The organism is Sphingobium fuliginis, assembly GCF_015074805.1.
Taxonomy (GTDB): domain Bacteria; phylum Pseudomonadota; class Alphaproteobacteria; order Sphingomonadales; family Sphingomonadaceae; genus Sphingobium; species Sphingobium fuliginis.
The window spans coordinates 2156888-2170792 of sequence record NZ_CP060035.1 but is presented as its reverse complement, the minus strand read 5'-3'; the positions used below and the strand labels follow the sequence as shown (position 1 = coordinate 2170792).

General features: G+C 67.4%; 11 protein-coding genes. 8 read left to right on the top strand and 3 right to left on the bottom strand.

Annotated elements, in window-relative coordinates:
• Positions 1–28: 28 nt before the first annotated feature.
• Together H5V43_RS10420 and H5V43_RS10415 are read right to left on the bottom strand one after the other, a co-directional pair.
• Positions 29–652, bottom strand: a complete 624-nt coding sequence (locus H5V43_RS10420; protein ID WP_025547051.1) for a response regulator transcription factor — start codon at positions 650–652, stop codon at positions 29–31.
• 53 nt (positions 653–705) lie between these two features.
• Complete coding sequence (locus H5V43_RS10415; RefSeq protein ID WP_025547049.1) at positions 706–1347, bottom strand: TetR/AcrR family transcriptional regulator; 642 nt, start codon at positions 1345–1347, stop codon at positions 706–708.
• An 87-nt stretch (positions 1348–1434) separates the two neighbouring features.
• Between H5V43_RS10415 and H5V43_RS10410 the strand changes: the two genes are divergently transcribed.
• Genes H5V43_RS10410 through H5V43_RS10400 form a run of 3 tightly spaced genes read left to right on the top strand, consistent with a single transcriptional unit; the run spans position 1435 to position 5676 of the window.
• Complete coding sequence (locus H5V43_RS10410; RefSeq protein WP_025547047.1) at positions 1435–2979, top strand: efflux transporter outer membrane subunit; 1545 nt, start codon at positions 1435–1437, stop codon at positions 2977–2979.
• Entirely contained in the window at positions 2972–4135 is a 1164-nt protein-coding gene (locus H5V43_RS10405; RefSeq protein ID WP_025547045.1) for an EmrA/EmrK family multidrug efflux transporter periplasmic adaptor subunit, read from the top strand. The genes H5V43_RS10410 and H5V43_RS10405 overlap by 8 nt, the downstream gene beginning before the upstream one ends.
• Positions 4136–4146: 11 nt before the next feature.
• Positions 4147–5676, top strand: coding sequence for a DHA2 family efflux MFS transporter permease subunit (locus H5V43_RS10400; RefSeq protein ID WP_025547043.1), 1530 nt, complete (start codon positions 4147–4149; stop codon positions 5674–5676).
• A 9-nt stretch (positions 5677–5685) separates the two neighbouring features.
• Here the strand turns inward: H5V43_RS10400 and H5V43_RS10395 are convergent, their stop codons facing one another.
• Positions 5686–7263 carry an ABC-F family ATP-binding cassette domain-containing protein gene (locus H5V43_RS10395; RefSeq protein ID WP_025547042.1) on the bottom strand — a complete coding sequence of 526 codons (1578 nt, stop codon included), beginning with the start codon at positions 7261–7263 and terminating at the stop codon, positions 5686–5688.
• 187 nt (positions 7264–7450) lie between these two features.
• On the opposite strand from H5V43_RS10395, the gene H5V43_RS10390 reads away from it, so the two are divergent.
• The 5 genes from H5V43_RS10390 (at position 7451) to nirD (ending at position 13884) form a co-directional block, all read left to right on the top strand.
• Complete coding sequence (locus H5V43_RS10390; RefSeq protein ID WP_025547041.1) at positions 7451–8029, top strand: ANTAR domain-containing response regulator; 579 nt, start codon at positions 7451–7453, stop codon at positions 8027–8029.
• Complete coding sequence (locus H5V43_RS10385; protein WP_025547039.1) at positions 8029–9231, top strand: ABC transporter substrate-binding protein; 1203 nt, start codon at positions 8029–8031, stop codon at positions 9229–9231. Before H5V43_RS10390 ends, H5V43_RS10385 begins: the two co-directional genes overlap by 1 nt.
• A gap of 226 nt (positions 9232–9457) precedes the next feature.
• Positions 9458–10714: a nitrate/nitrite transporter gene (locus H5V43_RS10380; RefSeq protein ID WP_025547037.1), complete on the top strand. Its 1257-nt coding sequence runs from the start codon at positions 9458–9460 to the stop codon at positions 10712–10714.
• A gap of 297 nt (positions 10715–11011) precedes the next feature.
• The gene (gene nirB / locus H5V43_RS10375) at positions 11012–13543 is read left to right on the top strand and encodes a nitrite reductase large subunit NirB (protein ID WP_193666648.1); all 2532 of its coding nucleotides are present in this window, start codon (positions 11012–11014) and stop codon (positions 13541–13543) included.
• A 5-nt stretch (positions 13544–13548) separates the two neighbouring features.
• A complete protein-coding gene (gene nirD, locus H5V43_RS10370) occupies positions 13549–13884 on the top strand; it encodes a nitrite reductase small subunit NirD (RefSeq protein ID WP_025547035.1) in 336 nt (111 codons plus the stop codon).
• Positions 13885–13905 lie beyond the last annotated feature (21 nt).

The window sequence follows — 13905 nt, the reverse complement described above, 5'->3', positions numbered from 1 at the left end:
GCCTGCGCCGGGATGACGGCCTCAGGCCCTAGTTCCGTGCCGCGTTGAGCCGGGCGATCTCGTCATGCAGCGCCTGGATCGAGGACACCAGCCGCGCCCGGTCCGCCTGCATCTCCGCCAGCGCATCGCGCGTTTCGCCCAGTTCCAGCGCGCGGCGGGCGATCCGCGCGTCCAGTTCCGCATTATGCCGCGCCAGCGCACCGACCTGCTCCGCCCTTGCGCACAAATGGCGAAGCCGCGCATCCAGCAGGTCGAAATCGAAGGGCTTCACCACATGGTCGTCGGCCCCCGCATCCAGCGCGTCGACCGCGGACACCCTGTCGTTCCGCCCGCCGATCATGACGAAGCAGGCATTTTCGGCCAGTCCCGCCGCGCGGATCTTCCGCATCGTCGTCAGGCCGGGCAGCAGCGCCAGTCCCATGTCGATCAGGATGATGTCCACCGGCCGCGTGACCAGCATGTTGAGCGCGGTGAAGCCGCTTTCCGCCAGCGCGACGTCATAGCCCAGATGCGACAGCCGCCGCGCCACGACGCCGCGGGACGTGGCGTCTTCATCGACCAGCAGAAGGCGCAATCGCCGGGGCGCGCGTCCGCCGTCCGGACCCTGCGCCTGTTGCGGCCTGCTGATGCTGTCGCGTTTCCAGAATTGCATGACGTCCCACCTCTTGCCACCGCGCAGCATAGGATCGGCGGGCAAAGAAATGGTTAACGCGGCTCCGGCGCATAGGCGCGCAGGAAACAGTCCAGCCCATTGTCGACATCGGCCTCGATCTGCTCTGCCGTCGCCCGCTCGATCTGTCCCCAGACCAGCGACTGGTGACAGCCCGTAAGCATCAGCATCGTGAAGGTGCGCGCCGCCAGTTCGGGATCTGCCCGGCGCAAAAGGCCGCGATCCATCGCCCTTTCCAGGAATTCGGCCACCAATCGCCGGGTATTGCCCGGCGCATGTTGGTAGAAGATCGCCCCCATTTCGGGAAAGCGGCCCGCTTCGGACGCCACCAGCCGGTATAGCGCGACGCTTTCGGGCGATGTGATCTTCGTCAGCAGGTTGACGCCCAGGGTCCGCAACGTGCCTGCAAGGTCGCCGTCGGGATCGAGGATTTCAGCGAGGCGGGATCGATAAGCGGTGGTCGCGTCGTCCAGAACGGCGGCGAACAGCTCTTCCTTGGACGGGAAATAGCTCCACAGGGTGCCCTTCGATCCGCCCAGCGCCGCGGCGATCCCCGACATGGTCGTCGCGGCATAGCCCTTTTCCATGAAGGAACGCGACGCGACCTTCAATATGGTCTTGCGCCGGTCGCGGCGCCGCGCTTCGCGGCGGCTGATCGGGGGAATGGGCTCCGTCATGAAATCGTACCATATAGTACGCTATTTTGGTTGACAAGGATTCGCATCAGGCGCAAAGGCTCATTTCATACTATTTGGTACGGTTTTATGCCCGTGAGTCGCCTTCCAAATCCCTTTCCCCCTTCCGCTCGCGCCGGGCTTCTTGCCGGGGGCGTGGCGCTGCTGTCGGCCTGTGCGGCGGTGCCCGACCTTGGCCCCCAGCCGGTCGTGCGCGCGCCCGCCAGCATCGCGGCGGATCGCAGCCTTCAGGCCGACGGTTCCGCGCAATGGCCGTCCGAAGGCTGGTGGAAGGGCTATGGCGATCCGCAACTGGACGCGCTGATCGAGGAAGGGCTGAAGGGTTCGCCGGACGTCAGCGCCGCCGCCGCCCGCTTCGCCCAGGCCAATGCCGCCGCGCAGCAGGCGGGCGCGCCGTTGCTGCCTTCGGTCGATCTGGACGCCAGCAGCGGCGTCACCAAATCCAGCTATAATATGGGGATGCCCAAGGAGTTCGTTCCCAAGGGCTGGCTGGGTACCGGCCGCGTGGCGCTGGATTTCGGCTTCGACCTCGATCTGTGGGGCAGGAACCGGGCGGCGCTGGCGGCGGCGACTTCGGAAGCCCGCGCGGCGGAGATCGATGCGCGGCAGGCCCGGCTGGCGCTGGCGGCCGGCGTGGCCGATGCCTATGCCGATCTCGCCCGGCTCTATGACGAGCGTGACATTCAGGCCCGCGCGCTGGAAATCCGCACCGCCAGCCGGAAGCTGGTGGCGGACCGCCGCGCCAACGGGCTGGAAACGCGCGGCAGCGAGCGGCAGGCCGACGCCACCCTATTCTCCGCCAAGGCGCAGCTCGCCGCCGCCGACCAGGCGATTGCCGTCCGCCAGCATCAGATCGCCGCATTGATCGGCGCCGGACCCGACCGGGGTCTCGCCATTGCAAGGCCCCGGCTCGGCAGACCCGGTCCGCTCGGCCTGCCGGCGGACGTCACCACCAATCTGGTCGCCCGCCGCCCCGATGTCGCCGCGGCGCTCGCCCGGACCGAAGCGGCGGCCAAGCGGATCAAGGTGGCGCGGGCCGACTTCTTTCCGGCCATTCGCCTGAGCGCGCTGATCGGCGTGCAATCGCTCGGCTATCAGACGGTGCTCCAGAACGGCGCCTTCTCCGGCGGATCGAGCTCCTTCGCGGACACGCTGTTCAAGAAGGATTCGCTGTTCGGCAATGCGGGGCCGGCGGTCAGCCTGCCGATCTTCCATGGCGGCGCGCTCAGCGGCCAGTATCGCGGCGTCCGCGCCGCCTATGAAGAGGCGGTGGCCAGCTATGACCGGACCGTGCTCGGCGCCTATCAGCAGGTGGCCGACGCCGTGACCGGACGGCGGACGCTGGACCAGCGGCTGACCGATGCCCGCGCGGCGCTGACCGCGTCGGAAGAAGCCTATGACATCGCCCGCCAGCGCTATGAAGGCGGGCTCAACACCTATCTCGACGTGCTGAACGTGGAGGACCAGCTTCTGGCCGCCCGCCAGACCGTCGCGGAGCTGGAGGCCAGCGCCTTCACGCTCGACATCGCCCTCATCCGCGCGCTGGGCGGCGGCTTTGCCGCCAGCGATGCGCAGAACCCGCTCCAGTTGCCCAAGGATACGCCCCATGGCTGACGCCAAGCCCGAATTCACGTCCGAAGCGAGCAAGGCCGACGATGCGGCCGATGCCGCCGCCCGGCGCATGGAAACCCGCAAGAAATGGCTCGTGCGGCTGGCGCTGGTCATATTGGTCGTCGGCGCGGCCTATGCCCTCTGGTACCTGCTGGTCGGCCGCAATCATGTCAGCACCGACAATGCCTATGTGAATGCGGAAGTGGCGCAGGTGACGCCGCTCATTTCCGCCCAGGCGGTCGAAGTGCTGGTGACGGATACCCAGGCGGTCAAGCGCGGCGACATATTGGTGAAGCTCGACCCCACCAACGCCCGCATCGCCGTGGCGCAGGCGGAGGCCGACCTTGCCGAAGCCCGCCGCCGCTTCCGCCAGACCCTCGCGACCAGCGGCTCGCTGGCGGCGCAGGTGGAGGCGCGCGGCGCCGACATCAACCAGGCGCGGGCCCAGCTCGCGACGGCGCAGGCCGATTTCGACAAGGCGCGCATCGACCTCCGTCGGCGGGAGGCGCTGGCCCCCAACGGCGCCGTCTCGGGCGAGGAACTGACCAGCGCGCGCAAGGCCTATGCCGCGGCGCAGGCGGCGCTCGACCTGGCGAAGGCCGGGGTGGCGACGGCCGAGGCGACACGCGGCGCGGCCAGCGGCCAGCTTGCCGCCAATGACGCGCTGGTGCGCGGGTCGACCGTCGACACCGATCCCGCCGTGCTGGCCGCGAAGGCGAAGCTCGACAATGCCCGGCTCGACCTTGACCGCTCCATCATCCGCGCCCCGATCGACGGCGTCGTGACCCGGCGGTCGGTGCAGGTCGGCCAGCGCGTCGCGCAGGGCAGCCCGATCATGAGCATCGTGCCGCTCGCGCAGGTCTATGTCGACGCCAATTTCAAGGAACGCCAGCTCGGCCGGGTGAAGGTCGGCATGCCCGCCACGGTCACTTCGGACCTTTATGGCGGCGACGTCGTCTATCATGGCAAGGTGATCGGCTTCGCCGGCGGCACCGGCGCGTCGATGGCGCTGATCCCGGCGCAGAACGCCACCGGCAACTGGATCAAGGTGGTGCAGCGCCTGCCCGTGCGCATTGCGCTCGATCCCAGGGAACTGGCCGAACATCCCCTGCGCATCGGGCTTTCCATGGAAGCCGAAATCGACCTTTCGGGCGAATAGGGAGGCCCGTGGTGAGCCGCCCGGCCGAAACCTTCACGCTACTGTCGCCCCGTCATCGCCTGCTGGCGGGGCTGACGCTGGCGCTCAGCAATTTCATGGTCGTGCTCGACCTTACCATCGCCAATGTCTCGGTGCCGCATATCGCGGGCAATCTGGGCATTTCCGCCGATCAGGGCACCTGGATCATCACCAGCTACGCCGTGGCGGAGGCGATCTGCGTGCCGCTGACCGGCTGGCTGGCGCAGCGTTTCGGCGCCGTGCGGCTGTTCACCTTCGGCATGCTGGGCTTCGGCCTGTTCTCCCTGCTGTGCGGCCTGTCCATGACGCTGGGCATGATCGTCGTCTGCCGCATCGGCCAGGGCCTGTGCGGCGGGCCGCTGATGCCGATGTCGCAGACCCTGCTGATGCGCATCTTCCCGCCGGAACAGCGCGGGCGCGTCATGGGGCTGTGGGCGATGACGACGCTGCTTGGCCCCGCGCTCGGTCCCATCGTCGGCGGCTATATCAGCGACAACTGGAGCTGGCACTGGATCTTCTTCATCAACCTGCCCATCGCGGCCCTGTGCGTCTTTGCCGCCATGGTGCTGCTGCCCCCGGTGGAGACGGATCGGATGAAGCTGCCCATCGACTATATCGGCCTTGCGCTGCTCATCTTCTGGATCGGCTGCCTTCAGATCATGCTGGACATCGGGCGCGACCATGACTGGTTCGGCGATCCGCTGATCGTCGCGCTGGCGGTGCTGGCGGCCATCGGCTTCTGCGTCTTCCTGATCTGGGAACTGACCGAGGAACATCCCATCGTCGACCTGCGCGTGTTCCGCCATATCGGCTTCACCTCCGGGGTGTTCACGCTCGCGCTCTGCTTCGGGGCCTATTTCGCGGGTATCGTCGTCATCCCGCAATGGCTGCAGATTTCGATGGGCTATACCGCCGCCTGGGCGGGGCTGGCGACGGCGTTCACGGCGATGACCGCCATGCTCGTAGCGCCCATTGTCGGGCGGCTGGTGAGCAAGGTCGACGTGCGCCTGATGATTTCGACCGGCGTCGCCTGGATCGGGCTGATGACGCTTTGGCGGGCGCACTGGACCACCGATGCGGACTTCTGGACGATCTCCCTTCCGCAACTGGCCCAGGGTTTCGGCATGCCCCTGTTCATGATCCCGCTGACGACGCTGACCCTGGGGTCGGTCCGGCCGGAGGAAACCGCCTCTGCGGCGGGCATGCAGAATTTCCTGCGCACGCTGGCCATCGCCATTTCCACGTCGATCGTGCTGACCGGCTGGGGGAACGGGCAGCGGGTGTGGCGCAATGAGGTGGTCGGGACGCTGCATGGCGACGCGACCATGGCCGACCTGGCCAGCCGCGGCTTCACGCAGGAACAGGCGCGGCAGACGGTGGGCAATCTGGTCGACGCCCAGTCGCAGGTGGTGTCGATGAACCATGTCTTCTTCATCGCCGCGCTGGTGCTGTTCCTGGCCGCCGCCGTGGTGTGGCTTGCCCCGCGCCCCACCGGCAATGTCGATCGTTCGGCGGCGCACTGACCGGCGCGCCTATTCCAGGCTGACCTCCCGGCCGATGCCGACCGCTTCCAGAAAGGCGGCGTCATGGCTGATCACGATCAACGCGCCGTCGAAGGCGGCAAGCCCCTGCTCGATGGCCGCGACGGAATCGAGATCGAGATGATTGGTCGGCTCGTCCAGCATCAGCAGCGGCGGCAATGTGTCGCCGCCAAGCACGCAGGCGAGCCCGGCGCGCAACAACTGCCCGCCGCTGAGCGTCCCCACCCGCTGCAGCGCCAGATCGGCGCGGAACCGGAACCGCGCCAATGCCGCGCGCACGGCATTTTCGGTGGCGCGGGGGTGCAGCCGGGCGAAATTGGCGGCAATGCTGGCCTGCGGGTCGAGCAGGCCGACGCCCTGGTCCAGCAGCGCGCAATCGACCGATAGCTGCACCGTGCCGGACAGCGGCGGGATCAGACCGGCAATCAGCTTCAGCAGCGTCGATTTGCCCGCGCCATTGGGCCCGGTGACGGCAATCCGCTCCGGCCCGTCGATCCGCAGGCTGAAGTCGCGCAGCACCGGCGCATCGGCGCGATAGCCCGCCGACACCCTGTCGATCCGCACGATCTGCCGGTCCGCCTGCAATCCGGTCGAGGGCAGGGCGACGGTCAGGCTTTCGACGATCTCGATCCGGCTGCGCGCCGCCTGCGCCGCCTCCTCCGCCTCCCGGCGCAGGCGGTCGGCCAATCGCGCGGCATCGCCGCCGGACCCTTCCGCCCGGTTCTTCCGCATGCCGATCAGGATGCGCGGCATGTCGCCCTTCGCACCCTTGCGCGCTCCGGCGGCGTCCCGGCGCTGCTTGCGCTCGGCTGCGATCTGCGTCCGGCGGGCGATGTCCGTCATGCGCCGTTCGGCCTGTTCCAGTTGCTGGCCCGCCGCGGCGAGTTCGACCGCCTTGCGCTCGCGATAGGCGGTCCAGTTGCCGCCATAGCGCTGGATGCCAAGGCTCGTCAGTTCCGCAATCGCCTCCATCTGCTCCAGCAGCGCGCGGTCGTGGCTGACGACGATCGCGCCGGCCTTCCATCGCGAAAGCAGGTCGGACAGGGCAGCGCGCCCCTCGGCATCCAGATTGTTGGTCGGCTCGTCCAGCAACAGGAAGTCGGGCCGGGCAAAGGCCGCTCCGGCCAGCGCGGCGCGGCTGCGCTGGCCGCCGGACAAGGCCAGCAATGGCGTGTCGGGATCGGCCGCCAGCCCGACGGAGGCCAGCGCTTCCTCGATCCGGCCGGGCAGCGTCCAGTCGCAGGCCTCCAGCTCCGCCATATCGGCCTCGCCGCGCTCCGCCTTGCCGAGCAGGGCCAGCGCCTCCCGCGCGCCGAACAGGTCGGCAATGCGTTCCTCCGGGGCGACCTGAACGGTCTGGCGCAGCGTCGCGATGCCGCCGTCGATGCGGATCGTGCCGCTGGCGGGCGCGCGTTGCCCGGCGATCAGGGCGAGCAAGGTCGACTTGCCGACGCCATTGCGTCCGACAAGGCCGAGTCGTTCGGCGGTGAAACGAAAATCGAGCCCGGAAAGGACGGCCGTGCCGTCAGGCGCGGACCAGCCGAGCTGGGAAATGACGATGGAGGGCATGGACGGCAACTTTCCTGAGGGCAGAGCGATTGGGCTTTGCGATCAGATAGTTGTCCATGACGTCATCCTCCGGGAAACGGGACCGGGCATACAGCGGCGCGCCATCCTTGGCAATTGTCGTCGGTCGCGCCCGATTGACGCGGCGCAACATCGCGGCCACTGAGTGGCGAAAAAGGCTTGGGGTCTCATGCGAATCGTCATCATCGACGACAGCGGCCTGCGCGCGACGGTTCTGGAGGAAGGGCTGCGCGAGGCGGGCTATGACGATATTCATATCGTCCCCCCGCGCGGCGGATTCGTCGCGCGGCTGGAACGCATGGCCCCGGACGTCGTGCTGATGGACCTGGGCAGCCCAAGCCGCGATACGCTGGAGGAGATGCTGACGGTCAGCCGGGCGCTCGCCCGTCCCATCGCCATGTTCGTCGACCAGTCCGACGAGGCGATGATCGGCGCGGCCATCGACGCGGGCGTATCCGCCTACGTCGTCGACGGGCTGCGGAAGGAGAGGGTGAAGCCGGTGCTGGAACTGGCGGTGCGGCGCTTCAACGCCTTCGCGAAATTGCAGTCCGAACTGGACGAGGCGCGCACCGCGCTGTCCGACCGCAGGATCGTCGATCGCGCCAAGTCCATCCTGATGAGCCAGCGCGGCCTTTCGGAGCCGGACGCCTATGCGCTGCTGCGGTCGAGCGCGATGAATCAGGGAAAGAAGATCGTGGACGTCGCCCAGGCCCTCATCACCGCCAGCGACCTGTTGGGAGGGATGTGATGACGACCGACCTGCGCATCGCCTTCCTGCCGCTGACCGACGCCGCCGTATTGGCGGTGGCGCGGGAAAGGGGCTTCGCGGAGGAGGAGGGGCTGCATCTCGACCTCGTCCGCACGACTAGCTGGGCGACGTTGCGCGACCGGCTGGTGTTCGGCCAGGTGCAGGCCGCCCATATGCTGGCGCCGCTCGCCGTCGCCGTGACCCTGGGGTTGAGCCAGCAGGCCGCGCCGCTTGCCGCGCCCTACAAGCTCAACGTCAACGGCAACATGCTGGTGATGGCGAGCGCGTTCGCGCAGGCGCTGGACCCGGACATAGCGGCGCGGCTGGACGATCCGCTGGGCACCGCGCATGATTTCGCGGCGGCCATCGGCCTCTGGAAGCGCAAGCCGGTGATCGGCGTCGTCCATCGCTTTTCCAGCCATTCCGTCATGCTGCGCTACTGGCTGGCGAGCGCGGGGGTCGATCCGGATCGCGACGTCATCCTGCGCGTGCTTCCCCCCTCGCTGACGGTGGAGGCGATCGGGGCGGGGGAGATTGACGGCTTCATCGCGGGCGAACCCTGGGGCAGCGCGGCCGTGGATGCCGGGCTGGGCGAAGCCGTGGCCATTGGCGAGCGCATCTGGCGGCGCGGGGTGGAGAAGGTGCTGGCTTTCCGCACGCCCTGGCTGGAGGAGAATCCCGACAGCGTCGACCGGTTGCTGCGGGCGTTGGTGCGGGCGGCGGGCTGGTGCGACGACCCGGAAAATCAGGAGGCGCTGGCGCATCTTCTCTCACGCTCCCAATATGTGGACCAGCCTGCGGAGGTGATCCTGCGCGCGCTGTCGGGCAGGATCGTGCCCCGCATCGACATGGCGCCGCTCTCCATGCCCGATTTCATGCTCTTCTCGCGGGAGGCGACGCCCTTTCCGTGGCGCAGCCAGGCGCTGTGGATCTATTCGCAGCTCGTCCGCTGGAAGATGGTGGACCATAGCGCGGACAATGCCGCCCGGGCCGCGTCGGTGTTCCGGCCGGACATCTTCCGCCGGGCGCTGGCGGACAGCGACGTCGCGATGCCGGGCGCCAGCATGAAGGTGGAAGGGGCGGTGGCCTCTCCGCTCGCGGTGGGATCGAAACGGGGCGAACTGACGCTGGGGCCGGACCGTTTCTTCGACGGCCGGATATTCGATCCGGAGCGGATCGAGGATTTCCTCGCCAGCTTCTGAAATCCCGCCCTCGCGCTCGCCAATTTGTGCCTTGCAACATGGATCGAATCGCGAGATAAGATGAGAGTCGCGCGACGAGGCGCGTTTTCCGGGATGAGCCCTTCCCAAGGTCGGGATCGCGTTCTCCCTCCGATCATACAGCAAAGCCGCTGGCCGAATTTCGCAGGAGCGAGGTCCGGAAGCGGCTTTTTTCGTGCCCATTTCACAAGATTCGAGGGACGTCATCATGGCAACTGCATATTGGGAGCGTCCGGAGGACCAGGCTCCGGGGGTTGAAGGAGAAGCCGGCCAGACCAGTTTCTGGAAGGCCGGGCACACGCCCACGCTCATCGCCGCTTTCCTCTATTTCGACCTTGCCTTCATGGTGTGGGTGCTGCTGGGGCCGCTGGCGCCCTCCATCTCCAAAAGCCTGGGCCTGACGCCGGCCGAAAAGGGCCTGATGGTCGCCGTCCCGACTTTGGCGGGCGCCGTGCTGCGGGTCGTCAACGGCCTGCTGGTCGATCGGATCGGCTGCAAGCAGGCGGGGGCGATCAGCCAGGCGATCGTCATCCTCGGCCTCTTCACGGCATGGCTTCTCGGCGTCGACAGCTTCGGCGGCACGCTGGCGCTGGGCGTGATCCTGGGCTTTGCCGGGGCCAGCTTCGCGATCGCGCTGCCGCTCGCCAGCCGCTGGTATCCCGCCGAACATCAGGGCAAGGCGATGGGCCTTGCCGGCATGGGCAATTCCGGCACGGTGCTGGCGTCGCTGTTCGCGCCGATGCTGGCCAGGCTGTTCGGCTGGAACGCGGTGCTGGGCCTTGCCTGCATTCCGCTGACCATCGTCTTCATCCTCTATATGGTCATGGCCCGTAACGCGCCCGATGCGCCCGCGCCCAAGCGGCTGGTCGATTATTTCCATCCGCTGAAAAGCGCCGACGCCTGGTGGCTGATGGGCTTCTACTCGGTGACCTTCGGCGGTTTCGTGGGACTGGCCGCCTCGCTGCCGATCTACTTCACCGATCAATTCGGCCTTACCCCGGTGGTCGCGGGCTATTGCACCGCCGGCTGCGTCTTCGCCGGGTCGCTGGTGCGCCCGATGGGCGGCGCGCTGGCCGACCGGATCGGCGGCGTCAAGGCGCTGATGATGGTCTATATCGCTGCCGCGCTGGCTCTGGCGGGCGTCGCCTATGCGCCGACGCTGCTCTCCGCCCTGGGCTTCTTCGTCGCCGCGATGCTGGCGCTGGGCGTCGGCAACGGCGCGGTCTTCCAGCTCGTGCCGCAGCGCTTTCAGGCGGAAATCGGCGTCATGACCGGGCTGGTCGGCATGGCGGGCGGCATTGGCGGCTTCTATCTCGCCTCGTCGCTGGGCATCGCCCGGCAGTTCACCGGCAGCTTCGCGCCCGGCTTCCTGATCTTCGCGGGCCTTGCGCTGGCCGCCTTCCTCGGCATCACGCTGGTCCGCGCCCGCTGGCGCGCGACCTGGACCGGCGCGGCGCGCATCTGATCGGCTTACGGCAAGGAGAGGGAGGCGGCGGCCCACGACAGGCCGCCGCCCTTTTCGCGCCTGCGGCAAGGCGCAGGGGCGCCGCAACAAAAATACATCGTGCTGCGAGGAACCGCTTGACCCGAATCGTCAAGAGCATATGCTGCAATGCAAGGGACAGGGTTGTCCTTCTTCCATAGCCGCGGTGGTCCACAGACGGACGATCAAGGCGCTTATGATGGCAAGGCCGCCATCCAGACCTCCGGTTTCAGGACCGGGGGTCCGGATGGCGGCCTTTTTCTTTTCTGGAGTCGAAGGATGGATTTTCAGAACAACGCCGGACCGGAAACGGCCAGTGAAGAGGCGCTCTTCATGCCTTCGGACGATGTTCGCGAACATCTGGTGGTGGTGGGCAACGGCATGGCCGGCTGCCGCGCGGTCGAGGAACTGCTGGCGCGGGACAGGGACCGTTACCGCGTCACCATCTTCGGCGCGGAGCCCCATGTAAATTATAACCGCATCATGCTCTCGCCGGTTCTGGCCGGGGAAAAGAGCTTCGACGACATCATCATCAACAGCCGCGACTGGTACAGCGACAACAATATCGAACTGATCGCGGGCGATCCGGTGACGGCGATAGACCGCGCCGGAAAGACCGTCACGAGCCAATCGGGTCGCACCGTCGGCTATGACAAGCTGCTCATCGCCACCGGGTCGGACCCCTTCATCATCCCGGTTCCGGGGAAGGACCTGCCCGGCGTCATCAGCTTCCGCGACATGAAGGATGTCGACGCCATGCTGGAGGCCGCCGGAAAGGGCGGCGACGCGGTGGTGATCGGCGGCGGCCTGCTCGGCCTCGAAGCCGCACATGGCCTGACCCTGCGCGGCATGAAGGTGACCGTCATCCACCTCATGGACACGCTGATGGAGCGGCAGCTCGACGAAGCGGCGGGCTGGCTGCTGAAGTCGGCTCTGGAGGGCCGGGGCCAGACCATCCTGACCGGCGCCAACACCGAATCTATCTATGGCGACGGCAAGGTCGAGGGCGTCCGGCTGAAGGACGGCCGCGACATCCCCGCCAGTCTGGTGGTGATGGCGGTGGGCATCCGTCCCTCGACCGCTCTCGCCCGCGAAGCCGGGCTGGAGGTCGATCGCGGCATCAGGGTCGACGACCATATGGTCACCAGCGACCCCGATATTCTCGCTGTCGGCGAATGCGTCGAGCATGACGGCAATGTCTACGGCCTCGTCGCTCCGCTGTGGGAGATGTGCCGCAGCCTCGCTGACGGCCTGACCGACCGGCATAGCGGCTACAAGGGTTCCGTCACCTCCACCAAGCTCAAGGTCGCGGGCCTGGACGTCTTCTCCGCCGGCGACTTTTCGGGCGGAGAGGGGTGCGAGGACATCGTCCTGCGCGACGCCTCGCGCGGGATCTACAAGCGCGTCGTCGTCAGGAACGACAGGATCGTCGGCGCGGTGCTCTATGGCGACACGGTCGATGGCGGCTGGTATTTCGACCTGCTGAAGCGCGAGGAGGATGTCAGCGGCATTCGCGACCTGCTGATCTTCGGTCAGGCTTATGCCGCCCTTGGCGCCTCGGGAGGGGGCGCGCTGGACCCTAAGGCGGCCGTTGCGGCGCTCTCGGACGATGCCGAGATCTGCGGCTGCAACGGCGTAGCCAAGGGCCAGGTGGTCGCCTGCATCGAAAAGGGCGCGTGCAGCCTCGACGCGGTGCGCGCCACCTGCAAGGCGTCGGCAAGCTGCGGCTCCTGCACGGGCCTTGTCGAAAATCTGCTGAGCGTGGTGCTGGGCGATGAGGTCCAGTCCGGCCCGAAGACCCTGTGCAAATGCACCAGCTTCACCCATGACGATGTCCGGCGGGAGATCGTGGCGCAGAATATGCGCTCCATCCCGGAAGTCATGCAGTTGCTGCACTGGTCGACGCCGGACGGCTGTTCCTCCTGCCGCCCCGCGCTGAACTATTATCTGCTCTGCGCGCTGCCCGGCGAATATCGGGACGACCAGCAGAGCCGCTTCGTCAACGAACGGATGCACGCCAACATCCAGAAGGACGGCACCTATTCGGTTGTGCCGCGCATGTGGGGCGGCCTCACCAGCCCCAGGGAACTGCGCGCCATCGCCGACGTGGTCGAGAAGTACAACGCGCCCATGGTGAAGGTGACGGGCGGCCAGCGGCTCGACATCTTCGGCATCAGGAAGGAAGACCTGCCCGCCGTCTGGGCCGATCTCAACGCCGCCGGCATGGTGTCGGGCCATGCCTATGGCAAGTCGCTGCGCACCGTGAAGACCTGCGTCGGGTCCGAATGGTGCCGCTTCGGCACGCAGGATTCCACGGGCTTGGGGGTCAGGATCGAGCGGATGACCTGGGGATCGTGGATGCCCCACAAGTTCAAGATCGCGGCGTCGGGCTGCCCCCGCAACTGCGCGGAGGCGACGATCAAGGACTTCGGCGTGGTCTGCGTCGACTCGGGCTATGAACTGCATGTCGGCGGCAATGGCGGCATCCATGTCCGCGCCACCGACCTGCTGTGCAAGGTTTCGACCGAGCAGGAGGCGCTCGATCATTGCGCCGCCTTCATCCAGCTCTACCGCGAGGAAGCCCGCTATCTGGAGCGCACCGCGCCGTGGATAGAGCGGGTCGGCGTGGAATATGTGAAGAGCCGGATCGTCGAGGACGAAGCAGGCCGCGAGGCGCTGCGCAGCCGCTTCCTCTATTCGCAGAGCTTCTCCCAGGATGATCCCTGGGCGCAGCGCGCAGCCGGTGCGGACAGCGAACTGCACCAGCCCCTCGAACCCCCAATGCCCTTTGGCGCCATCGCTGCGGAGTGAACGACATGACCGACTGGATCGACATCGGAACGCTGGCCGACATTCCCCAGCGCGGCGCCCGTACCGTGCAGATCGCAGGAGAGAAGGAAATCGCGGTGTTCCGCACCGGCGACGACCATGTCTTCGCGCTGGTCAATGAATGCCCGCACAAAAAAGGCCCGCTCAGTCAGGGCATCGTCCACGGCCACAGCGTCGCCTGCCCGCTGCACAACTGGACCATCGCGCTCAGAACGGGCGAGGCGCAGGGCGGGGATAAGGGCTGCACCCCGACCATAGCGGTGCGGATGGAAGGAGACCGCATCCTGATCGCACCGCCGGAGCAGGCGAGGGCGGCGGCGTGAACCGGCACAGCAAAAACCCCC

What these genes read in the sequence shown, in the direction of transcription:
- H5V43_RS10420 (WP_025547051.1), bottom strand. Translation starts at nt 652, where the DNA reads ATGCAATTCTGGAAACGCGACAGCATCAGCAGGCCGCAACAGGCGCAG.
- H5V43_RS10415 (WP_025547049.1), bottom strand. Translation starts at nt 1,347, where the DNA reads ATGACGGAGCCCATTCCCCCGATCAGCCGCCGCGAAGCGCGGCGCCGC.
- H5V43_RS10410 (WP_025547047.1), top strand. Translation starts at nt 1,435, where the DNA reads ATGCCCGTGAGTCGCCTTCCAAATCCCTTTCCCCCTTCCGCTCGCGCC.
- H5V43_RS10405 (WP_025547045.1), top strand. Translation starts at nt 2,972, where the DNA reads ATGGCTGACGCCAAGCCCGAATTCACGTCCGAAGCGAGCAAGGCCGAC.
- H5V43_RS10395 (WP_025547042.1), bottom strand. Translation starts at nt 7,263, where the DNA reads ATGCCCTCCATCGTCATTTCCCAGCTCGGCTGGTCCGCGCCTGACGGC.
- H5V43_RS10390 (WP_025547041.1), top strand. Translation starts at nt 7,451, where the DNA reads ATGCGAATCGTCATCATCGACGACAGCGGCCTGCGCGCGACGGTTCTG.
- H5V43_RS10385 (WP_025547039.1), top strand. Translation starts at nt 8,029, where the DNA reads ATGACGACCGACCTGCGCATCGCCTTCCTGCCGCTGACCGACGCCGCC.
- H5V43_RS10380 (WP_025547037.1), top strand. Translation starts at nt 9,458, where the DNA reads ATGGCAACTGCATATTGGGAGCGTCCGGAGGACCAGGCTCCGGGGGTT.
- nirB (WP_193666648.1), top strand. Translation starts at nt 11,012, where the DNA reads ATGGATTTTCAGAACAACGCCGGACCGGAAACGGCCAGTGAAGAGGCG.
- nirD (WP_025547035.1), top strand. Translation starts at nt 13,549, where the DNA reads ATGACCGACTGGATCGACATCGGAACGCTGGCCGACATTCCCCAGCGC.